Raw genomic sequence first — 23,698 nt, 5'->3', positions numbered from 1 at the left:
GATCGGCTCCCGCGCCTGAGAAAGGGAGGAGCAAGTTTACCGCGCAATCCTCTCATGCCAGTATTTCGTAAACTCTTCCTCACCATTGAGGCTGACGACCATATCACCGCTGACGATGAAATGCGTCAGGTCGCTGCGCAGTTCAAGCGTAATTTCCGCCTCCATCCACCAGCCTTCACGTCCCATTTTCATGGTCTGTGTGAGCAGATAACGGGCGGAAAGCGGATCGCTGTTACTGACCGTCAGTTCACGACGCAGACTGTGGTCGACGGTGGTGTCGATATCATCAAAGCGGTAAACGCCTTCGCCGAATACGCCCCCCACGCCATGCGTGACGCTGGTCCAGCTGTCCGTGAGGAAATCGTAAGTGATGTTACGGTCAACGCGGCCGGGGGACAGTACAGTTTGCGGCGTCAGCGGTGCGCTTTGTGGTTCCCTGATCGGGCCATCAACTGACACCGGTTGCCCGCACACCGGCAGGCTGAGTTGCGCGCTGTGCAAATCTAACGTCAGCGTCGCGGCTTCAGGCATCGGCCAGATCATCGGCCAGAAGGTGGTGGCCAGCGAGAGCCGCATCCGGTGGCCGGTGGCAAAACGGTGTGCGATACCGTCCAGTTGTACCGGCACTTTGACTTTCTGGCCGGGAATAAGAGGCACAGATTGGTCATGGCCGTGCAGATGCGACAAATTCAGCCACCCGTGCGTGACACGGTTTACCGAACCGTCCGGCGCGACGTCAGAAAGCCGGACATACAACATGGCGGCCGGTTTATCGCTGCTCAGTTCGACGGTAAATTCCGGGAAGCCGAAAATGGTCAGCGGTTCAGCCAGCGGTTCGCCGTCGAAGATTTCCGCCATGCCGTCATCGACACGCTGATCCGGCGGCATTTCGCCGGGCACGCCTGCGCCCATCCATTCACCGGCCATCAGCCCATGATTTTGCGGCGAACAGATATTGAGCACCCCGGCATCAACGTCCGGTTGGGTATTGAGCTGGCCGCGTGTCAGCCATCGCGGGCTGTGACTGATATTGCTGGCGGTGCCGCGATCAAATCCCACCCATTCGCCACGGCTGACCGGACGCATCGCCGATGGCGGCTGACTGTCCTGCAACCAGGTTTGGATCATCGGGCCTTCCATCGCGCCATTGTCTTCACCTTTCAGCCAGTGATCCCACCAGCGCACGGCTTCCTGTAAGAAACCAATCGCCGGCTCCGGTGTGCCGTCCTGCGGATAAATATGTGCCCACGGGCCGAGAATGGCGCGGCGCGGCACTTTCAGATTATCCATCAGGCGGAACACCGCATTGCTGTAGGCGTCGGCCCAGCCGCCGATGGCCATGACCGGACACTGGATCGCCGGCCAGTCTTCGCATACGGAACCGTGCTGCCAGTATTCATCGCGCAGCGGATGTTCCATCCATAATGCCGGGAAGAACGGCATATTTTCCAGACGGTTCAGCCAGTCTTTGTACCAGCTTTCACCGACCAGCGCCGGATCCGACGGGCGGCTCTGATACGCCAGCATAATGCCGCCCCACCAGAGATTGTCGTTGAGCAGACAGCCGCCTTTGTAGTGAATATCGTCGCGGTAACGGTCGTCTGTGGAGCAGACAGTGATGATGGCTTTCAGGGCGGCAGGGCGGCGGGCAGCGACCTGCAGACCGTTAAAGCCCCCCCAGGATTTGCCCATCATGCCCACATTGCCGCTGCACCAGCGTTGTGCGGTGATCCACTCAATGACTTCCAGTGCGTCGTCCTGCTCCTGAAGCAGGTATTCATCGGCCAGCAATCCGTCGGATTCGCCGCTGCCACGCATATCCACCCGCACCACGGCGTAGCCGTTGCCGGCGAAGAAACCGTGCATCGGTTCGTCGCGGGTGCGGGTCCCGTCGCGTTTGCGGTAAGGGATGTATTCGAGGATCGCAGGAACCGGCTGCTGTTCAGCGTCGTCCGGCAGCCACAGGCGCGCAGCGAGACGCGTGCCATCACGGAGCGGGATCCACAGATGTTCAGTCACGGTGACGGCGTGCGGGAATTCAGTCACGATGCGTTTGGTGTTCATAAGACTCCTGTCGGGGAAATCGCTGCCGCAGGTAGCGCCGTGCCACGCTGGACGAGAACGTCATCCAGCCAGCTGGTGCGCATTTCCGGTACGGAGGTCAGCAGTTTTTCGGTATAGCTGTGCATGGGCGCGCTGAAGACCACGTCAGTATCGCCGCTGGCGACCACCTGACCCTGATACATCACGGCCACCTGATGGGCGATACGTTTCACCGTACCTAAATCATGGGTGATAAACAGGTACGACAGCCCGAGTTGTTCCTGTAAGCGGCGCAACAGATTCAGCACTTCTTCCGCCACCAGCGGATCTAGCGCTGACGTCGCCTCATCACAGATAATCAGTTCCGGCTGCGCAGCCAGCGCACGGGCGATGCAGACGCGCTGTTTTTGCCCGCCGGAAAGCTCGCCGGGGCGACGGTCGATCAGTTTGACCGGCAGTTCGGTGAGTCGCAGTAATTCTTCCACACGCTCACGTACCTGCTTTTTGTTCATGCCGAAATAGAATGTCAGCGGGCGGCCGATGATATCCAGCAGTGTCTGGCGCGGATTCAGCGCCACGTCAGGCAACTGATAAATCATCTGCATGCGGCGCAGCGTTTCTTTATCGCGCTGATGGAAATGATGTGAAAGCGAAATGCCGTCGAAATCCACCGAGCCTTCGGTATCCGTCAGTAAACCCACCAGCGCCCGTGCCAGCGTACTTTTTCCGCTGCCGGATTCGCCGATAATCGCCAGCGTTTTGCCGCGCGGCAGTTGCAGGCTGACGTCATGCACTACCTGCTTACCGTTGTAGCCGGTGCTCAGTTTGCGCATCGTCAGCAACGGCTGACCGGCGGTTTCATGGCCGCCGGTCAGTGGTGTCAGGGCGTGTTCGCGTTCCGCCACCAGTCTGCGGGTATATTCCTGCTGCGGATTTTCCAGAATGGTCTGCGTGCTGCCAGTTTCCACTTCTTTACCGTGCCGCAGCACCATAATCCGGTCAGCAAGCTGGGCGACAACGGCCAGGTCGTGCGTGATATACAGCGCCGCCGTGTTGAACTCGCGCACCAGTTTGCGCAGCATCACCAGCACTTCAATCTGCGTGGTGACGTCCAGCGCGGTGGTAGGCTCATCCATAATCAGTAAATCAGGCTTACAGGACATGGCCATGGCGGCCATTGCACGCTGAAGCTGGCCACCGGACAACTGATGCGGGTAACGTTTGCCAATGTTTTCAGGGTCCGGTAAATCCAGCGAGCGGAACAGCGAAATCGCCCACTGGCGGCTCTCTTCCTGGCTCATCAGACCGTGGCGGATCGGGCCTTCGCAGACCTGTTTTTCGATGGTCAGCGCCGGATTAAACGAGGCTGCTGCGCTTTGCGCCACATACGCCACGCGCTTGCCGCGCCATTGACGTTTGATATGCGAAGGCTGAGAAACGATATCCGTGCCGTCCAGCAAGACTTCGCCACCGGCAATCCGGCAACCCTGACGTGCATAGCCGAGCGCCGCCAGTCCGATGGTCGATTTCCCTGCGCCGGATTCGCCAATCAGGCCGAGCACTTCACCGGCTGCCAGTTTCAGACAGATATCCTGCACCAGCGGCGAACCGTCGAGGGTCTCGATGCGCAGGCCGCGCATTTCTAAAATCGTGCGTGTCATGCTTCGTCTCCATGCGGCAGGCTGTTACGTGCCAGCAGCCAGTCGACCACCAGATTGACGCCAATCGTCAGCAAGGCAATCGCTGCCGCCGGATATAGCGGGGCGAACTGACCAAAGTTAATCGCCTGAGCATTGTCACGCACCATGCTGCCCCAGTCGGCATACGGCGGCTGAATGCCCAGCCCTAAGAAGCTTAAGCCCGCGATAAACAGGAAGGTAAAGCAGAAGCGCATGCCAAACTCCGCCAGCAGCGGCGGCAGGGCGTTAGGCAGGATTTCCCGGAACAGCACCCAGCGCAGCCCCTCGCCACGCAAACGCGCCGCTTCAACATATTCCTGACAGACAATTGCCTGCGCTACCAGCCGTGCCAGACGAAACACACGGGTGGCATCAAGCAGTGCGATGGTCAGCACCAGCACGGGAACAGAGGTGCCCATCACGGACAATACGATCAGCGCAAAAATCAGCACCGGAATCGACATCACGGTATCGACGATGCGCGACAGCACCATATCCACCCATTTACCGTAAATCGCCGCCGTAAAGCCGGTGACGATGCCGATGATGAAAGAACTGAAGGTGATAGTCAGCGCGATAGCAATGGTGGTGCGGGCACCAAACAGGATGCGTGACAGCATGTCGCGACCGAGACTGTCGGTGCCAAATGGCGTGGCGGCGGAGGGCAGCAACCAAATGTCACCGACCTGTTCAGTTTCACTGTGCGGCGCGAGCCATGGCGCAAAAATAGCGGCCAGCAGGTTCACCGCAATGATCACAATACCAATCCAGGCCGACAGCGGGATGTTAATGAAATATCGGTTCATGCGTTCCCTCTTCAGCGCGCATGGCGCAGGCGTGGATTGCACCAGATCGCCAGTAAATCGGCGGTGGTGTTGAGAAAAATATAGGTGCCGCCAAACAGCAGGCCGCAGGCCTGAACCACCGGCAGGTCGCGTTTGGTGACCGCATCCACCATGTATTGCCCGATGCCCGGATAGACAAACACCACTTCCACCAGGATGACACCCACCACCAGATACGCCAGATTGAACGCGACGACATTAATGATTGGCGCAAGGGCGTTGGGCAGGGCGTGAGATACTACAATCCGCCATCGCGGAATGCCTTTCAGCACCGCGCTTTCAATGTACGGGCTGGCCATCACTGCGGTGACTGATGCACGCGTCATGCGCAGCATATGCGCCAGCACGACCAGCGTCAGGGTAACCATCGGCAGCGTACAGACGTAAAGACGGTCGATGAACGAGGAACTGCTGTCCACCATTGCCAGACTCGGGAACCATGTCAGCCGGATAGCGAAAGCGATGACCAGAATGTAGCCGACAAAAAATTCCGGAACCGAAATACTGATTAGCGTCAGGGTATTCGCCAGCCGGTCAAAAACGGAACCGCGCCAGATGGCGGATGCGATGCCTAAACCGACGGCAAGCGGTATCGCGATCACCGCCGCATATCCGGCAAGGAACAGGGTGTTTGCCAGACGTGGCAGTAATTCATCGCTGATGGCACGCCCGTTCGCCAGCGACTGTCCTAAGTCACCATGCATAATGCCCGCCAGCCAGTGCAGATAACGTAGCACTGACGGCTCATCCAGCCCGAGTTGCAGACGCAACGCGGCCACGGTTTCAGGCGTGGCACTCTGGCCTAAAATGGCCGTCGCGACGTCGCCGGGCAGCATTTCCGTGCCGATAAAAATCAGCACAGAAACCAGCCACAGCGTGACAATGCCTGACAGGATCCGCTGTAAAATCCTTTTCTTCATCATGCCTCCAGCCAGACGCGCTCGGCCAGACGACCACCCATGAAGTTGAACATCGGGTGGGGTTTGATACCGCCGACTTTTTTGCTGGCCGCATCAAGATAATCGCCGAACAGCGGGATCATCGCGCCACCGTTATCGCGCACGATACTTTGCAGCTCGCCATAAATTTCGGCCCGTTTGCCCTCATCGAGCAGTGAACGGGCCTGCAACAGCAAGGCGTCAAACTTCTCATCTTTCCAGTGGGTGTCATTCCATTTCGCCGTCGACTGATAGGCGGTGGAGAACATCTGGTCAGCGGTCGGACGCCCGCCCCAGTAACCCATGCTGAACGGTGCTTTCATCCATACATCGTCCCAGTAGCTGTCGGCGGGCTGGCGTTTAATGTTGACCTGAATACCGCCTTTCTGTGCCTGCCCCTGGAACAGAGCCGCGGCGTCGAGCGCACCGGCAAAAGCGGCGTCAGAGGAGGACAGTTCGATTTTAAGATCCGTCAGACCGGCTTTTTTCAGATAGAACTTCGATTTGTCCGGATCGTAAACGCGCTGTTCCAGACTGTGATTGAAGAAGCGATCGGTCTTAGGGATCGGGTGGTCATTGCCCAGCGAGCCGTAGCCACGCAGCACGGTGTCGAGGATTTTCTGACGGTCTATGCCGTGTTTAATTGCCATGCGCACATCGTTGTTGTTATACGGCGCAACGCTGCAGTCCATCAGGAAGGTGAAATGCTGGCCGCCGGAAGAACGAATAATGTTCAGTGCCGGGCTGCGTTTAAGGAAGTCGACGGTTTTGAAATCAACGCGGTTAATGGCGTGAACCTGACCGGAAATCAGGGCGTTGGTGCGGGCGGTCGGGTCGTTGATGACCAGCACTTCCACGGCATCGACAAAGGCGCGATCCGGTTTCCAGTAATTCGGGTTGCGTTTAAACAGCGATCGTACACCCGGTTCGTACTGATCAAAGATAAAACCGCCGGTGCCAATCGGGTGAGACCAGTCGGTGAAGCCTGCCGGTACCACCACCAGATGGTAATCCGCCAGCAGATAGGGCAGGTCGGCGTTGCCGCTTTCAAGCGTGATCAGGATCTGCTTATCGCCCTGTTTAGTCAGACCGGTAATCGGGGCCAGCTGGGACTTGATCGCGCTTTTGGATTTGTCGCCGCGATGCAGGTTGATGGAGTAAAGAATGTCATCGGCATCCAGCGTCTTACCGTTATGGAAAGTCACGCCCTCGCGCAGGGTAAACACCCATTCAGCAGCACCGGGTTTGGCCTCCCACGCGGAGAATAATTCAGGTGTGGCTTTGTTATTTTCGTCAATTTCAATCAGGCCGTTCATCAGCATATATGCCTGATTTAGCGGGACCCAGTCGCTAAATAATGTCGGGTCCAGCGTATCACTGGTATTTCCCCCTGACATACCCAATTTTAATATGCCGCCTTTTTTCGGTTCAGCAGCAAAAGCAGAGAACGGTGAAAAGCCCATGGCACTCGTAATACCCACAGCGGAAGCGCTGGTAATAAAGCCGCGACGGCTAAGTTGTGCATCCTGCATTAATTTCGTCAAAGGGGAATTATTATCTTTCATTAATTTTCTCCATAGTACGTGCTGGAATTTTTTAGGTGCAGGTGAAATATCCCGGGTGGATCAATGGGCGCAATGGTTTGCCTTGATGATTTATATCAAAACCCCCTGTTGAACTTGCATGAGAATTTATCATGAGGGTATGCGAAAAATGCGCGGCAGAACACCCTGAAAAGCTTTATTTTTCTGATCTACCAACGTCTGGAAAGGGAAGTGACCGGTGGAACTGCATACGGTTGTCGGCTTAATTGGCGTGTTTTGCTATCTTCTGGCTTATGCGCTGGTTCAAATGCGCAGGCTAGCGGTTGATGCTAACAGTTACGCCTATCTTAATATAATCGGCGGTGTGTTTGGTCTGTATTCATTAAGTCATGATTTTAACCTTGCATCCTGTATTTCACAGTCATGCTGGCTATTATTTACATTAATTGGCATGAATTCGGCGAGAAAACGCAGATACCTTGAAAGGAATAAAATCCCGCCGACGGATATATAATTAACATATAAGATTCTTATTAATCTCCATCTCCCCTTCGCAGGGGAGGAAGCAAACTATTTAAGGCTGTTTCAGCCAGTTAATAACTTTGTGTACCATGGGTTTGAGGAACCGATCCTGCGGCGTCAGCATGTAGCATTTTCCTGCCGCCGCCAGTTTGCCGGGATGCGCGGCGACAAGCTGGCCGTTATTGATATAATCCTGCACCAGTCCTTCCCAGCCGAGCAATATCCCGTCGCCCAGCACTGCCGATTGCACCAGGAACGGATAATTATTGGCGCGCCACGTTCTGCGCGGCGTCACGAAGCTGACACCCTGTGAGGCAAACCAGTCGCGCCAGCCTGTCCATTCACGCTGTGGATCATCCTGAATCAGCAGGGTTTGTTCCAGAAGATCGGCGGCGCTGGCCTCCGGCGGAAGACGAGCCAGAAATTGCGGTGAGCACATCGGATAACATACTTCGTCAAACAACGCCTGAACGTGGTATCCGGGCGGCGGCTCACGCAGATAGAAGATAGCCAGATCAAATTCTGATGACTTAAGGTCTGAAAAGCTGTCGGAAATTTTCATGCGGATTTGCAAATCGGGCAAAAGCTGGCGCAATAACGACAGGCGGGACGACAACCACAGGCCGCTCATGGCGCTGGTACAGGCCAGTGTGACCTGCGGCAAACCATTCCAGCCCATGACTTCCGCCGTGGATTGCGAAATATCGCCCAGTAATTTACGCACCTGATGCGCATAGGTTTCACCGCGTGGCGTCAGGGTCGTTTTACGCTGAGCGCGCTGGAAAAGTTTACATCCGAGCATTTCCTCCAGCTGGATGATCTGGCGGCTGATGGCACTTTGAGTAAGATTCAGCTCATCGGCTGCCCGGGAAAAACTGCAATAACGCGCCACGCATTCAAAAGCCACCAGCGTGTTCAGTGGCGGTAACGGTTCTATCTGCACGGTAAAGTCTCCCCGCATGGGCGTTTAGCTGTTTTCCAGCATCAGCGAAATCGTCAGACCGACCTGCTGGATGGCGCGTTCAGTTTTTGCAGTCAGGGGCTGGGCATAGTTGATGCGCAGGCAATTACGGTATTTGCCTGAAGCAGAGAATATCGAACCGATGGCAATTTGCACGAGATGTTCTTCGAGCAGCCGGTTCAGGCGCTGTGTATCCACGCGTTCATCGAGTTCAATCCACAACAAAAAACCGCCCTGCGGACGGCTGACACGCGTACCACACGGAAAATATTTCATCACCCAGTCGGTCATGATGCACAGATTGCGCTGGTACTGATTACGCATCCGGCGCATATGCTGCAGGTAATGTCCCTGTCTGATGAAATCGGCGATTGCGATTTGTGGCAGCGTCGCCGACGCGCCGGTAGTGATGTATTTCATGTGCAATGCGCGGTCATGGTAGCGACCCGGCGCGATCCAGCCGACCCGTAAACCGGGCGCCAGCGTTTTTGAAAACGAGCTGCACAGCAATACGCGGCCATCTTCATCGAAAGAAGTGATGGTAGCAGGGCGCGGATACTGATACGCCAGTTCACCATAAACATCATCTTCGATAATGGCGATATCGTAGCGTTGTGCCAGTCGCAGCAGACTTTTTTTCCGGTCATCTGGCATGTTGTAACCGAGCGGATTATTGCAGTTTGGTGTCAGTTGTATGGCCTTGACCGGCCACTGCTCGAGTGCCATTTCCAGCGCTTCGAGGCTGATGCCAGTCACCGGGTCAGTCGGGATTTCCAGCGCTTTCATGCCGAAACCTTTCAGGGTTTGCATGGCTCCGTGAAAACTCGGCGAATCCACCGCCACAATATCACCTTGTTCGCAGACCGAACGGATAGCGATAGACAGGGCTTCATGGCAACCGGTGGTGATCAGAATATTGCTGGCATCCATGTGGCTGCCGCTGTCAATCATCAGGCGGGCGATTTGTTCGCGCAATTCTTCCGAGCCGTAAATGCTGTCGTAATGAAATGCATTGAGATTCTGATGCTGTCCGGCCCGGCCCATCAGACGGCTGAGTGGCCTGAGCGTGGCTGCCGTGACGTCCGGCGAGCCCCGCCCGAGTTGAACCACACCGGGACGATGCGGCGAAGTGATCAATTCAAGTACCTGATCCCACTGGGAAATATCCACAGGACGTTGTGTCGGGCGGCAAATCGCCGGCAATGCTGCCTGCAGACGCGCATCTTTCACGAAGTAGCCGGATTTGGGCCGCGCTTCCACCAGCTGTTTTTCTTCCAGCACCCGGTAGGCCTGCTGAACCGTACTGACGCTGACGCCATGTTCGCTGCTTAACACCCGCACCGAAGGCAGGCGGATCCCCGCCGGATACAGGCCCTGTTCAATACGGTCACTCAAGACATTTGCCAGATTTTCGTAACGGTTCATTTTCTTTTCCTCAACGCCTGCGCAAAGAAAGCAGTACAGATGGACACAATCTAACGCTTAATCTGTCATCAGATCCAGATCTGTATGGTCGAAATACAAAAAAACTGAATCTGTAATGTTTTCACCGTTTGTTAGATCCTGATGTCAGGTCGTCAACGGGAGCAGAATATGAAAAAAATCATTGAAGATCGGCAGTTTGCCGGATGTGACACGCGTGTCTGTGCAGAGATCGCAACACCTGAGCGGGCAGTACAGATGCCGCAGAAAAAAGCCGGATGGGTAAAACAGTTATTTGCCGTCGTGCACGACTGGAATGAGCGGCGCGTCAGCCGCAAGATTTTGCATTCACTGAACGCGGATCAGCTGAAGGATATTGGTCTGGCGAAATCGGATATTGACAAAGAATATCCTAAAGCCATCTGGCCGAACTGGCCGAAGTGATTTTGCGCCCTCCCCTGCGAAGGGGAGGAGCGGTCATGAGTTTTACTTCACCTGCATACCCGGCTGTGCGCCGGAATCCGGGCTGAGCAGGAAGATGTCTTTTCCGCCAGGGCCCGCCGCCATCACCATCCCTTCAGAGATGCCGAAGCGCATTTTACGCGGTGCGAGGTTCGCGACCATGATGGTCAGACGACCTTCCAGTGCTTTCGGATCAGGATAGGCAGAACGGATACCGGAGAAAATCTGACGCGTTTCGCCGCCCAGATCCAGCTTCAGACGCAGCAGTTTGTCTGAACCTTCGACGAAATCAGCGCTTACGATCAGCGCGATACGCATATCCACTTTGGCAAAATCATCAAACGTGATGGTTTCCTGAATCGGGTCATCGGCCAGCGGTCCGGTTGCCGGAGTTTTGGCTGCAGCGATATCCTCTTTTGAGGCATCAACCATCGCGGTCACTTTATCCATCTCGATACGGCTGAACAGCGCTTTGAACGGATTCACCTGATGCGACAGCAGCGGCTGGGCAATCGCGTCCCAGTCAAGGCGGGTATTCAGGAAAGCTTCTGTGCGCTCTGACAATGCAGGCAGAACCGGTTTCAGATAGGTCATCAGTACACGGAACAGGTTAATTCCCATTGAGCAGATGGCCTGCAGGTCGGCATCACGGCCTTCCTGTTTCGCCACCACCCACGGAGCCTGTTCGTCGACATAACGGTTGGCCAGATCAGCAAGTGCCATGATTTCACGGATGGCGCGACCTGACTCACGGCTGTCGTAAGCCTGAGCGATGCTTTCCGCGGCATCGGTGAAGGTTTTGTACAACGCTTCATCGGCCAGCTTATCAGCCAGTTTGCCGTCAAAACGTTTGGCAATAAAACCGGCATTACGTGACGCCAGATTGACGACTTTATTGACGATATCGGCGTTAACACGCTGCACGAAATCTTCCAGATTCAGGTCAATATCGTCGATGCGTGAAGACAGTTTTGCCGCGTAGTAGTAACGCAGGCAGTCTGCATCCAGATGGTTAAGATACGTGCTGGCTTTGATGAACGTGCCACGGGACTTGGACATTTTCGCACCGTTGACGGTGACATAGCCGTGCACGAACAGATTAGTCGGCTTGCGGAAACCGCTGCCTTCCAGCATTGCCGGCCAGAACAGGCTGTGGAAGTAAACGATGTCTTTACCGATGAAATGGTACAGTTCGGTCGTGGAGTCTTTTTTCCAGAACTCGTCGAAATTCAGATCGCTGCGGCGGTCACACAGGTTTTTGAATGAGCCCATATAGCCGATGGGCGCGTCCAGCCAGACGTAGAAATATTTGCCCGGGGCATCCGGAATTTCAAAACCGAAATACGGGGCATCGCGGGAGATATCCCATTGCTGCAAACCATGTTCAAACCATTCCTGCATTTTGTTCGCCACTTGTTCCTGCAGTGCGCCGGAACGGGTCCAGGCTTGCAACATCGCGCTGAACTCAGGCAAATCAAAGAAGTAATGTTCGGAATCACGCAGCACCGGCGTCGCGCCCGACACCACAGATTTCGGCTCGATCAGTTCAGTCGGGCTGTAGGTGGCGCCACATACCTCGCAGTTATCGCCATACTGGTCAGGCGATTTACATTTCGGGCAGGTACCTTTAACGAAACGGTCAGGCAGGAACATGCCTTTCTCCGGATCGTACAACTGAGAAATAGTGCGATTCTTGATAAAACCGTTTTCTTTCAGACGACCGTAAATCAGCTCTGACAGCACACGGTTTTCATCACTGTGGGTGGAGTGATAGTTGTCGTAACTGATGCCGAAGCCGGCGAAATCTTTCTGATGCTCCTGGCTCATTTCGGCAATCATCTCTTCCGGCCTGATCCCGAGTTGCTGTGCTTTCAGCATGATCGGAGTGCCGTGTGCATCGTCCGCACAGATGAAATGCACTTCATTGCCGCGCATTCGCTGGTAACGAACCCAGACGTCAGCCTGGATGTGCTCGAGCATGTGACCGAGATGGATGGATCCGTTGGCGTACGGAAGTGCACAGGTTACCAAAATTTTTTTCGCGACTTGAGCCATAGTAAGAGCTTGCTTTCTGTAGTTGAAATCAGGGGCATTGATGTTAACCGAAAGCGCCGCCCCGCGTAAACAAACGGGGGGATCTCCTTGCGTGTGTTCTGTTATGCTTAAGGCAGATACCTCGTCTGATAACCCCTTTCAAGGAGCCGGGATGACATCTCAATCCCCACAGCAGACCACACCCGCAGGGCTGCGCGCACTCGTGACCGGCGTACTGGCCACCTTCCGCCATTCCACACTGCAAAAAGATTTGCCCGCGATGAAAGCGTTGCATCACTGCGTGTTAATGGATGAAGTTTTACATATTGATCTGACCCTGCCGTTCGCCTGGAACAGCGGTTTTGATGCGTTAAAGGAAGAAACCAGCAGCGAATTGTTGCGGGTGACGGGGGCGTCTGCGATTCAGTGGAATCTGCGCCACGACATTGCCACCATCAAACGGGCAAACGAACAGCCGGGTATCAAGGGTGTTCGCAATATTCTGGCAGTCAGTTCAGGCAAAGGCGGGGTAGGGAAGTCTACCACGGCGGTTAACCTGGCGCTGGCGCTGGCGGCGGAAGGTGCCAAAGTCGGTATTCTGGATGCGGATATTTATGGGCCTTCTGTCCCGAATATGCTGGGTACTGAAGAAGAACGCCCGACCTCGCCGGATGGCGTGCACATGTCGCCGATTATGGCGCACGGCCTGGCGACCAACTCGATTGGCTATCTGGTGACAGATGAAAACGCCATGGTGTGGCGCGGGCCGATGGCCAGCAAAGCGCTGATGCAGATGCTGCAGGATACGCTGTGGCCAGATCTGGATTATCTGGTCATCGACCTGCCACCGGGTACCGGTGATATTCAGCTTACGCTGTCGCAAAATATTCCGGTGACCGCCGCCTTAGTGGTCACGACGCCGCAGGATATTGCGCTGCTTGATGCGATGAAGGGCATCGTGATGTTTGAGAAAGTCCATGTGCCGGTGCTGGGAATTGTCGAGAACATGAGCATGCATGTGTGCAGCAACTGCGGGCACCACGAACCGATTTTCGGTACCGGTGGCGCGCAACGTCTGGCCGAGAAATACCGCTGCGAATTGCTGGCGCAATTGCCGCTGCATATTTCACTGCGTGAGGATTTAGATCGTGGCGAGCCGACAGTGGTTTCTAATCCGGAAAGCGAATTCACAGTGATTTACCGCGAACTGGCGGCAAAAATTGCGTCACAACTGTTCTGGAAAGGCGACGCCATCCCGACAGAAATTGCCTTCAGAGCCGTTTAATCCCCCAACTCTGCGAATTATTGCCTGATGTCAGCGATTACACCGCCTTAACGCTGGCATCGGGCAGTGTGTTGTACTTATAATTGGCGCGTTCAAAGCATATGTCTGTGCTTGCCTTCCAACTTCCAAATCAGGTCTTTAATTTTATGTCTGACAAATTCCATCAGTGTGTCATCGTGGGTATCGCTGGCGCATCTGCTTCGGGAAAAAGCCTCATCGCCAGTACGTTATACCGTGAACTTCGTGATCAGGTCGGTGATGAGCATATCGGGGTCATCCCGGAAGATTGCTACTATAAAGACCAGAGTCACATGACCATGGAAGAGCGGGTCAAAACCAACTACGACCATCCAAGTGCGATGGACCACAATTTACTGTTCCAGCATTTACAGGCTATGAAGTCTGGTCAGGCAATTGAATTACCGAGCTACAGCTTCATTGAGCATACCCGTCTGCCAGAGACCGTCACTCTTAAACCGAAGAAAGTGATTATTCTGGAAGGGATCCTGCTCCTGACCGACGCGCGTTTACGTGACGAAATGAATTTCTCCATCTTCGTCGACACCCCGCTGGATATATGCCTGATGCGCCGCATGAAACGTGACGTCAACGAACGTGGTCGTTCAATGGATTCCGTGATGGCGCAGTATCAGAAAACGGTACGTCCAATGTTCCTGCAATTTATCGAGCCTTCAAAACAATACGCAGACATCATTGTACCGCGCGGCGGCAAAAACCGGATTGCGATTGATATCCTCAAGGCTAAAATCAGCCAGTTCTTCAATTAATCGCGGAACAATCCGTTAACACCACACCGGAGATACGATGAGACTTTGCGACCGAGATATAGAAGCCTGGCTGGACAGCGGCAAATTAGGCATTTCACCCCGTCCGCCGGTTGAACGGATTAATGGTGCAACGGTAGATGTGCGTCTGGGAAACGGATTTCGCGTTTTCCTCGGGCATAACGCGGGTTATATCGATCTGAGTGGCCCGAAAGACGAAGTCAGTGCTGCGCTCGATAAAGTGATGAGTGATGAAATTGTGTTGCCGGAAGGTGAAGCATTCTTCCTGCATCCGGGGGAACTGGCGCTGGCAGTGACCTATGAGTCGGTCACTATTCCTGACGATCTGGTGGGCTGGCTGGACGGACGCTCCTCACTGGCGCGTCTCGGGCTGATGGTGCACGTAACCGCACACCGTATTGATCCGGGCTGGAAGGGACGTATCGTTCTGGAGTTCTATAATTCAGGTAAGCTCCCGCTGGCGCTTCGCCCGGGAATGTTGATTGGCGCGCTGAGTTTTGAGCCGTTATCGGGTTCTGCTGCAAGGCCGTACAATAGTCGTCAGGACGCGAAATACCGCGACCAGCAAAGCGCTATTGCCAGTCGTATTGATAAAGACTGATTCTGTTTTTCATCCGTTTTACGGATAAAAACGTGAGGAAGGCATGAGAAGACTACTGACAACACTGGTGATCTTACTGGTGGTTATCATTGCCGGCATGACTTCGCTGGTATTCCTGATTAACCCGAACGATTTCCGCCAGTACATGGTGGAAAGGGTCGAGATGAAAAGCGGCTATCAGCTGGCCATCAACGGTTCACTGCGGTGGCATGTCTGGCCGCAGCTTAGCATCATTGCCGGTCAGACATCAGTGACCGCACCGGGTGCTAAAGTCCCGGTGGTCAGTGCGGAAAATATGCGGCTGGATGTCAAACTCTGGCCTCTTCTTTCTCATCAGCTTGCGGTGAAGCAGGTTCTGCTGAAAAACGCTGTTATTCGTTTAACACCGGAAACGGAAGAAAATCAACCTGATGCGCCGGTGGCACCTTCTACGCCAACGCCTGTTGCCCCAGCGGCCTCTGAACTGGAAGCAGGCTGGAAATTTGATCTCGATAAAATCAGTGTGGCTGACAGTTTACTCATCTGGCAGCGTGGTGATGACGAGCAGATCAACGTGCGCGATATCAATCTGGAAATGGAAAAGAATGACAACCGTCAGGCTACCATCCAGCTTTCAAGCCGCATAAACCGCGATCAGCGCGATCTGTCTTTCACGATGAAGGCTGAACTGGATATGCAGCACTATCCGCAGGCTGTCTCTGCCAACATCAGCAAATTCACTTATCAGCTCAGCGGTGCCGATATTCCGGTGAAAGGTCTTCAGGGAAACGGCTCGATGCAGGCCAGCTACCAGCGGGATAATAATTTGGTGACGCTGAATCAGCTGGCACTGACCGCCAATGATAATCAGATTTCCGGTACGGCCACCGCGAAGCTGGGTGAACGGGCGGATTACCAACTGAATTTAAACGCCAATAAACTTGATCTTGATGCACTGACAGGCTGGCAGCCTAAGACTGATGAGCCCGCATCGCAAACGGCGCAGTCTGTTACCTCCGCCCCCGTTATTGCCCGTGATGTGGATGAACAACCCAACGGACTGAATAATTTGCAAACCTTCAATGCCACGCTGGCGCTGAAGGTGGCGGATCTCACCTATCGCGGGATGAAAATCCAGAACCTTGCACTGAATGCGGTCAATCAGCAGGGCAAGATTTCTTTGCCAGCATTAAGCGGCAACATGGGGGCCGGGCACTTTTCTCTGCCTGGCACTGTGGATGTCACCGGGAATAAAATTCATGTTCATCTGACACCGGATGTGAATAGCATTGAACTGGGCGATTTTCTGGCGGCTTACGGGTTACCGAAAGTCCTGACCGGCAGCTTCTCGATGCAGGGCGATGTGAGCGGAGAGGGGCTATCGGCCGCCGATTTCGCACGCCGCTGGCAAGGCGACGGGCAACTTTCCATGGATAATGCGCGTCTGAACGGCCTTAATATTCAGCAGCTTATCCAACAGGCCGTCAGCCGTAATACCAGTAATGTTCAGGGGCTGGAAAAGTATGAACACTATAGCCAGATCGATACGCTGAAAGCACAGGGACATCTGGCCGGAGGGACACTGACCCTGAGTAACCTTGAAGGCCAGTCGCCCATGGTGTCCGGGAAAGGTGACGGAACAATCGATATGTCGAATCAAAAGGTGGATATGAACTTGCTGATTCGTGTTACCGGTGGCTGGAAAGGTGACAGCAATTTGATCAATACCCTGAAAACGACAGATATCCCGTTGCGGGTTTACGGACCCTGGGCTCAGATGGGATATCAGTTACAGGTGGATCAGATACTGAGGCGTACGCTTGAACAAAGCGCTCGCAGCGCCATTCAAAACTGGGCCGATAAACGCAAGGACAGTAAAGAAAAAGGCGATGTTGAGAAATTATTAAACAAATAATCTCTTCCTCTAAGCGTATTCTGAGTATAAAAAAACGGGGTGCCTGTGCCGGCACCCCGTTTTTTATAGGGTAGGGTTTTCAGACTTCATAATCGTCTTCCGAGGCGGTTTCAGGCGGCGTAATCTTTACTTTTAGAATGCGGTGACTACTGACTTCTAAAGGTTCAAACAGATAGCCATTAATGTGTATCTGTGCGCCCACCTGCGGGATGCTTTGGGTATATTCCATCAGCAAGCCAGCCAGCGTGTGATATTCCCTTTTTTCATCCACCGGCAGGGAGATATACATCACCAGATCGTCAAGCGACATGTAGCCGTTGGCTATCCAGCTTCCGTCCTGCTGCTGCCGGATATCATGTCGTGCATCAGGCGTTTCGTCAGACTCAGGCAGGTTACCGGCAATAGTTTCCATCACATCCGTCAGGGTCACGATCCCTTCGACAGAACCGAATTCATCGACGACGAAAGCAAAATGTGTTTTTGCCTTGCGGAATTGTTCGAGGGCCATCAGCAGAGAAAGTTGCTCCGGGAAGATCAGGGGCTGGCGGATCAGTGCCTTAAGATCCAGTTCATTTTGCAGTAACTGTTGCCTGAGCAGATCAACCACGTGTACAACGCCCAGCGGTTCATCGGTCGAACTGTCTTCGGTAACCAGCATACGGGTGTGCTGGTTAGCAGCGATTTGCAGTGTCAGCACGTCAACCGGGTCATTAAGTTCAAGATTATCAACATCATGACGAGAGGTCATCACGCTGCTGACGGTGCGCTGACCCAGCCCCAGCACACGTTCAATCATGTGACGTTCCTGCTGGTTAAAAATCGCATCCTCATCATCAGCGCTGTCAGCAATCATGTTCGAAGAGTGTGTATCAAGTTCAGCTTCTTCATGTTTACCACGCAAGACGCGCAGTACGGTTTCTGCGGTACGTTCACGCAGCGAACGCCGTGAGGATAAAAAGCGTTTGCGGTTAAACTGTGCGAGCTGGTTCAGCCCTTCAATGATCACGGAGAAACCGATCGCGGCATACAAATAGCCTTTCGGAATAACATAGCCAAAACCTTCGGCAACCAGGCTGAAGCCGATCATCAGCAGGAAGCTGAGACATAAGATGACGATAGTCGGGTGCGCATTGACGAAACGTGTCAGTGGCTTACTGGCTAACAGCATCAGGCCAATAGAAATACACACCGCCGCCATCATGACCGCCAGATGTTCAACCATTCCGACGGCGGTAATCACCGAATCGAGTGAAAAAACCGCATCCAGTACCACAATTTGAGCCACGACCGGCCAGAATTTAGCGCCACGTCGCTGATGGCTTTGTTCCTCATCTTTGCCTTCGAGCCGCTCATTAAGCTCCATTGTTGCCTTGAACAACAGGAATATACCCCCCGCGAGCATAATCATATCGCGGGCGCTGAAAGGATGTCCGAGCACGCTGAGAAGAGGGCGGGTCAGTGTAGATAACCAGGATATTGAAGCCAGCAGCAGAAGCCGCATGATGAGCGCCAGTAAAAGGCCCGTAATGCGAGCTTTATCACGTTGATGACGCGGAAGTTTATCGGCCAGGATGGCAATGAAAATGAGATTGTCTATCCCCAGGACAATTTCGAGAACTACCAGGGTTGCAAGCCCGGCCCAAATCGAGGGATCGGCGATCCATTCCATATTGCGTTTTTCACCTTTGGTTACACGACGGCTGTCGCACGTTGAATAATGGGCGTCAGTGCCATAAATTTCAAATTTAAAACAGGGAGCTAGGCCAGTCTGTAAGGATCAGGAGGGATGAAGAATAAGAGGTGAGAAAAAAGTCGGCAGGACTGTTTTGGAAAGCAGCAAGATATGATTACTAAATCGCCGAACAGGTACAACATTCCTAAAAATAAGTGTTTAGCTTACCGTTTGGTGCGGCTTACTGGTATTGTAATCGAATTAACATAATCGTGTTTGAGTCCTAAAATCATGAGTATGGTCTCCCTAAACCAAATAACAGAGACTATACTTGTGAAAGAATTAACGGATTGGAAATTTAAATCAATTTAACTATTTCAGTTCAGAGAAATCCCTGACGCGTTTGGATGCTGACTGACTGAATTTACATACCATAGGTTTCAAGGAGTATCCTTTACAATGTTAAAAGCTGTTATCCCTGTTGCCGGTCTGGGCACACGTATGTTGCCAGCGACGAAAGCTATCCCAAAAGAAATGCTGCCTATCGTCGATAAGCCTTTGATCCAGTACATCGTTAATGAATGTGCTGCGGCGGGCATCAAAGAAATCATTCTGGTCACGCACTCTTCGAAAAACGCGATCGAAAACCACTTCGATACCTCTTTCGAACTGGAAAGCATGCTTGAATCTCGTGTAAAACGTCAGCTTCTGGAAGAAGTGCAGTCTATCTGCCCTAAAGGCGTGACAATCATGAACGTACGTCAGGGGCAATCAAAAGGCCTCGGGCACGCGGTTTTGTGTGCAAAACCTCTGATTGGTAATTCTCCTTTCGCGGTTATTCTGCCGGACGTGCTGATGGATGATTCCACCAGTGATCTGCGTAAAGACAACCTTGCTGCGATGCTTCGCCGTTTCCAGGAAACAGGTAACAGCCAGGTCATGGTTGAAGAAGTCCCGGAAAAAGACGTTTCCAAGTACGGTATTGTCAACTGCAATGGCGTAGAAGTAGAGCCGGGCGAAAGTGCGCCGATGACGGCCATCGTTGAAAAACCTGATCTGAAAGACGCGCCATCAAACCTCGCGGTGGTGGGGCGCTATGTGCTGTCGGAAGCTATCTGGCCACTGCTGGCAGTTACCCCGTACGGTGCAGGTAATGAAATCCAGCTGACGGATGCTATCGCCATGCTGATGAAAAAACATACTGTTGAAGCCTTCTCAATGACCGGTCGTTCACATGACTGTGGTGATAAACTCGGTTATATGAAGGCGTTTGTTGAGTACGGTATTCGCCACAACACGCAGGGCGAAGCGTTCAACACATGGTTGAAAGAATTTACCGAAAAATAGTTAACAGGCTTATAAAAGCACCGATTAATTCGGTGCTTTTTTTTTTGTTAAGAGAAAGCTACCAGACCTGTCTTAGTGCACGAAAGTGAGACTAATCCGCTGTAGTCCTCATATCTGACCCCTTATATTAATTGATTACCAAAGTTACGTTGGATTTTCAAAAGATAAAGTCGCCCTTACGGTGATTTTTAGATCACGGGCGGTATTAATTTTGATTAAAAAATGAGTCATTGCTCGGGTAAGTCAGGCGGAAGGCTAAACTTAGAGGTTTATACCCTAAAGCGTATGATATTATAGGGAGTTGAATGTCGGCTCTTATGGCTATTTACACAGTATTAAATGTTTAGTGGAAGCCTGGCCTTTATTACGATTTCCATAAAATTTAACATTCTATTGTGAAAGCACGAAGACCTTCAGATTGGTCATGCAAAAATTGCTGGTGCAAGTGTAAAATTAATCACGTGAGACCTTTTATAATGAATATACTGATAACTGGCGGCGCGGGTTTCATCGGTTCTGCGGTAGTACGTCACATCATTTCTGAAACAAACGACAATGTGCTCGTGGTTGATAGTCTGACGTATGCAGGCAATTTAGAGTCCCTGAAGCTCGTCGAAAATGACCCTCGCTACCGTTTTTCTCTTACGAACATTTGTGATCGTTCTTCTCTTGATGACATCTTTGCTGAGTTTAAGCCAGATGCTGTTATGCATCTGGCTGCAGAAAGCCATGTCGATCGCTCAATTGACGGGCCTTCAGCTTTCATTGATACCAATATCATCGGTACTTACACTCTCTTAGAAGCCTCCCGACACTATTGGGCGGGATTAGATGATGAGAAGAAATGTCTGTTCCGGTTTCATCATATTTCTACCGATGAAGTTTATGGTGATCTGCATGGAACGGATGAGCTTTTCACAGAGACCACGGCCTATGCGCCAAGCAGCCCGTACTCAGCATCAAAAGCAGCAAGTGATCATCTTGTCCGTGCATGGAACCGAACCTATGGTCTCCCGACCCTGGTAACAAATTGCTCAAATAACTACGGACCATTTCATTTTCCTGAGAAACTGATCCCGCTCGTTATTCTTAATGCACTCGCGGGTAAACCTCTTCCTGTTTACGGTGACGGTGCTCAAATCCGTGACTGGTTATATGTCGAAGATCATGCACGGGCGCTTTATCGGGTTGTTACGCAAGGTGTTATTGGAGAGACGTATAACATTGGCGGGCACAATGAACGCAAAAATATCGATGTCGTCACGACCATTTGCGAGATCCTTGACCATTTGTTACCTAATAAGCCTGCAGGGATAACTCATTTCAAGCAGTTGATCACCTTTGTCAAAGACCGCCCAGGTCATGACATGCGTTATGCTATCGATGCCAGTAAAATTGAACGTGAACTTGGCTGGAAACCTGTTGAGACTTTCGAAAGTGGAATTTTGAAAACAGTGAAATGGTATCTTGAAAACGAAACGTGGTGGAAACGTGTTCAGGATGGATCTTATGCAGGTGAGCGGTTAGGTTTGAAAGACTAAATAGAAGAGGTTGTGAGTTAATGAAAGGTATTGTTCTGGCTGGTGGTTCAGGTACAAGGCTTCACCCAATCACTCTAGGGGTATCTAAACAGTTACTGCCTGTTTATGATAAGCCGATGATTTATTATCCGTTATCCGTACTGATGCTGGCAGGCATTAATGAAATTTTGCTCATCTCCACACCGGAAGATCTGCCTTCATTTAAGCGATTACTGGGTGATGGTTCTCAGTTTGGCATCAAGTTAGAATATGCAGAACAGCCCTCACCAGACGGCTTGGCGCAGGCATTCATTATCGGTGAGGATTTCATTGATGGTGAAAGGTGCGCATTGGTATTAGGTGATAATATCTATTTCGGACAAGGTTTCGGCAAGAAATTAGAAGATGTTGCTGCAAGAGAAAGCGGTGCAACTGTTTTTGGTTATCAGGTTTTAGATCCAGAGCGTTTCGGTGTTGTTCAATTTGATAAGGATTTCAATGCGTTATCTATCGAAGAAAAACCGGCTAAACCTAAATCACAATGGGCGGTAACCGGGCTTTATTTTTATGATAACGATATCGTTGAAATGGCTAAACAGGTCAAACCTTCAGAACGCGGCGAACTGGAAATTACCACATTAAATGAGATGTATCTGAAGAACGGCAAACTAAAAGTGGAATTACTCGGTCGCGGCTTTGCATGGTTAGATACCGGGACTCACGATAGCCTGATCGAAGCTTCTCAGTTCATCCATACCATCGAAAAACGTCAGGGATTGAAAGTTGCGTGTCTGGAAGAAATTGCCTACCGGAAAGGATGGATAACACGAGACCAGGTTGAATCGCAAGCAAAATCCATGAGTAAAACCCCGTATGGTCAGTACCTTGCTAATCTTTTAATCGAGGACTGAGTCGTCAGTTTTTTATTAGGAGTTATTCTCAATTTAAGCGTAACTCCTAACTCTTTGTTTAAAAAGACTGCCAGTAATTTGGACTGAAATTCAAGTTGAGACAGAGTTTCACTCCACGCTGTTCATATAGTCCGCAGTGTCGCTTAACATTTACATAAGAAACCATAATGAATGATTTTTTAGGTAAATGTTAAAATAAAAAATATTGTCCAGTGCATTGGTAGCTGTTGAGCCAAGGGCGGTAGCGTGCGTAAAGGGTATAAATTTTTACCCTGAAACTACGATGACATTTTTATCACCATACTCGCAGATATGAATATTTTTTAGATCGAAGCATGATTAGGCGATAATTGATAAGCAATAAAATTTGATTAGTTGAGTAACTAAATTTCAAACGAGTAATATATGAAAACAATTTTAATTGTAGGCGGCTCAGGTTTTATTGGTACTAATTTGAGCGAATACTTTTGTGAGAGAGATTTTAAAGTTATTAACTTTAGCCGTTCTCCATCACAGATCAGTCATCCAAATCTGATTAATATATGTGGTGACTGCAAAAATACAACCATATTAAATGAAATATTTACTGATTATAAAATAGATATGGTTGTACATTCATTAACAAGTTTTACAGCAATGGACAAATTAGGATCATCACAAGAGGTATTAGCCACTAATCTCTCTGCATTTATTGACCTGATAAGCGTTATGAAAACGCACGCTGTTAAAAAACTTATCTATATATCCTCGGGTGGTTCTATTTATGGCGTAGCCGATGCCCCGATTAAAGAAACGCATGATATATCCCCTGTCAGTTTCTACGGCTGGATGAAAGAATCATGTGAGCATTACCTGGAGTTCGCTTCAAGACTGGATCCGGAATTTAAATTCCTTATCTTACGCCCGGCAAATGTTTACGGTAAATATCAGAAAATTGAGAGAATTATTGGTGTTGCATTAAGAAATGCCATTATTGGTCAATCTATGGATATCTATGGGAACACCAGCACGTGTAAAGATTATATCCATATAGATGATTTTTGCGAAGTAGTCGATAAGTTGATGCACTGTCAAAACTGGAATGAAATTTATAATGTAGGTTCCGGTATAGGAACAAGTATTGAAGATATTCTGAAATATGCTCAGATAATAGCAAAAAATAAAATTGAAATAAATTATCACGAGAGAAAGTCAGGGGATGTTCCTTATAAT

General features: G+C 51.5%; 19 protein-coding genes. 10 read left to right on the top strand and 9 right to left on the bottom strand.

Going from position 1 to position 23,698, the window contains the following annotated elements:
* Window positions 1–36: 36 nt before the first annotated feature.
* The 5 genes from J1781_RS09340 to J1781_RS09320 are packed head-to-tail and all read right to left on the bottom strand — an operon-like array spanning window position 37 to window position 7,070.
* The gene (locus tag J1781_RS09340; RefSeq protein ID WP_217233470.1) at window positions 37–2,064 is read right to left on the bottom strand and encodes a CocE/NonD family hydrolase; all 2,028 of its coding nucleotides are present in this window, start codon (window positions 2,062–2,064) and stop codon (window positions 37–39) included.
* A complete protein-coding gene (locus J1781_RS09335) occupies window positions 2,061–3,704 on the bottom strand; it encodes an ABC transporter ATP-binding protein (protein WP_129952666.1) in 1,644 nt (547 codons plus the stop codon). The genes J1781_RS09340 and J1781_RS09335 overlap by 4 nt, the downstream gene beginning before the upstream one ends.
* On the bottom strand, window positions 3,701–4,528 hold the full coding sequence (locus tag J1781_RS09330; protein WP_129952667.1) for an ABC transporter permease: 828 nt from the start codon (window positions 4,526–4,528) through the stop codon (window positions 3,701–3,703). Before J1781_RS09330 ends, J1781_RS09335 begins: the two co-directional genes overlap by 4 nt.
* 11 nt (window positions 4,529–4,539) lie before the next feature.
* A complete protein-coding gene (locus tag J1781_RS09325; protein ID WP_129952794.1) occupies window positions 4,540–5,487 on the bottom strand; it encodes an ABC transporter permease in 948 nt (315 codons plus the stop codon).
* Complete coding sequence (locus J1781_RS09320) at window positions 5,487–7,070, bottom strand: ABC transporter substrate-binding protein (RefSeq protein WP_129952668.1); 1,584 nt, start codon at window positions 7,068–7,070, stop codon at window positions 5,487–5,489. Before J1781_RS09320 ends, J1781_RS09325 begins: the two co-directional genes overlap by 1 nt.
* A 217-nt stretch (window positions 7,071–7,287) precedes the next feature.
* Between J1781_RS09320 and J1781_RS09315 the strand changes: the two genes are divergently transcribed.
* Complete coding sequence (locus tag J1781_RS09315) at window positions 7,288–7,563, top strand: CBU_0592 family membrane protein (protein ID WP_015696885.1); 276 nt, start codon at window positions 7,288–7,290, stop codon at window positions 7,561–7,563.
* A 60-nt stretch (window positions 7,564–7,623) separates the two neighbouring features.
* On the opposite strand, the gene J1781_RS09310 is transcribed toward J1781_RS09315, so the two are convergent.
* Window positions 7,624–8,514 (bottom strand): LysR substrate-binding domain-containing protein, encoded by an 891-nt coding sequence (locus J1781_RS09310; protein WP_129952669.1) that lies wholly within the window; start codon window positions 8,512–8,514, stop codon window positions 7,624–7,626.
* Between the two features lie 24 nt (window positions 8,515–8,538).
* Window positions 8,539–9,957 carry an aminotransferase-like domain-containing protein gene (locus J1781_RS09305; protein ID WP_217233469.1) on the bottom strand — a complete coding sequence of 473 codons (1,419 nt, stop codon included), beginning with the start codon at window positions 9,955–9,957 and terminating at the stop codon, window positions 8,539–8,541.
* A gap of 168 nt (window positions 9,958–10,125) precedes the next feature.
* On the opposite strand from J1781_RS09305, the gene J1781_RS09300 reads away from it, so the two are divergent.
* Complete coding sequence (locus J1781_RS09300; RefSeq protein ID WP_129952671.1) at window positions 10,126–10,398, top strand: DUF1127 domain-containing protein; 273 nt, start codon at window positions 10,126–10,128, stop codon at window positions 10,396–10,398.
* A 42-nt stretch (window positions 10,399–10,440) separates the two neighbouring features.
* On the opposite strand, the gene metG is transcribed toward J1781_RS09300, so the two are convergent.
* Window positions 10,441–12,513, bottom strand: a complete 2,073-nt coding sequence (metG, locus tag J1781_RS09295; RefSeq protein ID WP_255466766.1) for a methionine--tRNA ligase — start codon at window positions 12,511–12,513, stop codon at window positions 10,441–10,443.
* A 109-nt stretch (window positions 12,514–12,622) separates the two neighbouring features.
* Here metG and apbC point away from each other — a divergent pair, with 109 nt between their 5' ends.
* The 4 genes from apbC (at window position 12,623) to asmA (ending at window position 17,036) form a co-directional block, all read left to right on the top strand.
* On the top strand, window positions 12,623–13,735 hold the full coding sequence (apbC, locus tag J1781_RS09290) for an iron-sulfur cluster carrier protein ApbC (protein WP_129952673.1): 1,113 nt from the start codon (window positions 12,623–12,625) through the stop codon (window positions 13,733–13,735).
* 146 nt (window positions 13,736–13,881) lie between these two features.
* A complete protein-coding gene (gene udk / locus J1781_RS09285; protein ID WP_013575064.1) occupies window positions 13,882–14,523 on the top strand; it encodes a uridine kinase in 642 nt (213 codons plus the stop codon).
* Window positions 14,524–14,560: 37 nt separating this feature from the next.
* Window positions 14,561–15,142 carry a dCTP deaminase gene (gene dcd, locus J1781_RS09280; RefSeq protein ID WP_120133513.1) on the top strand — a complete coding sequence of 194 codons (582 nt, stop codon included), beginning with the start codon at window positions 14,561–14,563 and terminating at the stop codon, window positions 15,140–15,142.
* Between the two features lie 43 nt (window positions 15,143–15,185).
* Window positions 15,186–17,036: an outer membrane assembly protein AsmA gene (asmA, locus tag J1781_RS09275; RefSeq protein ID WP_129952674.1), complete on the top strand. Its 1,851-nt coding sequence runs from the start codon at window positions 15,186–15,188 to the stop codon at window positions 17,034–17,036.
* A gap of 79 nt (window positions 17,037–17,115) precedes the next feature.
* On the opposite strand, the gene J1781_RS09270 is transcribed toward asmA, so the two are convergent.
* Window positions 17,116–18,705 (bottom strand): TerC family protein, encoded by a 1,590-nt coding sequence (locus J1781_RS09270; RefSeq protein WP_217233468.1) that lies wholly within the window; start codon window positions 18,703–18,705, stop codon window positions 17,116–17,118.
* A gap of 462 nt (window positions 18,706–19,167) precedes the next feature.
* On the opposite strand from J1781_RS09270, the gene galU reads away from it, so the two are divergent.
* The 4 genes from galU to J1781_RS09250 all read left to right on the top strand — a co-directional run.
* Window positions 19,168–20,055, top strand: coding sequence for a UTP--glucose-1-phosphate uridylyltransferase GalU (gene galU, locus J1781_RS09265; RefSeq protein WP_129952676.1), 888 nt, complete (start codon window positions 19,168–19,170; stop codon window positions 20,053–20,055).
* 473 nt (window positions 20,056–20,528) lie between these two features.
* A complete protein-coding gene (gene rfbB, locus J1781_RS09260; protein WP_217233486.1) occupies window positions 20,529–21,596 on the top strand; it encodes a dTDP-glucose 4,6-dehydratase in 1,068 nt (355 codons plus the stop codon).
* Window positions 21,597–21,616: 20 nt separating this feature from the next.
* The gene (gene rfbA, locus J1781_RS09255; protein WP_129952677.1) at window positions 21,617–22,486 is read left to right on the top strand and encodes a glucose-1-phosphate thymidylyltransferase RfbA; all 870 of its coding nucleotides are present in this window, start codon (window positions 21,617–21,619) and stop codon (window positions 22,484–22,486) included.
* A 405-nt stretch (window positions 22,487–22,891) separates the two neighbouring features.
* The coding region (locus J1781_RS09250; protein WP_217233467.1) for an NAD-dependent epimerase/dehydratase family protein at window positions 22,892–23,698 on the top strand (807 nt) is incomplete at its 3' end.

The organism is Rahnella perminowiae, assembly GCF_019049695.1.
GTDB lineage: Bacteria > Pseudomonadota > Gammaproteobacteria > Enterobacterales > Enterobacteriaceae > Rahnella > Rahnella perminowiae.
Note: the sequence above shows the minus strand (reverse complement) of the source record. Positions and strands in the feature narration are given on the sequence as shown.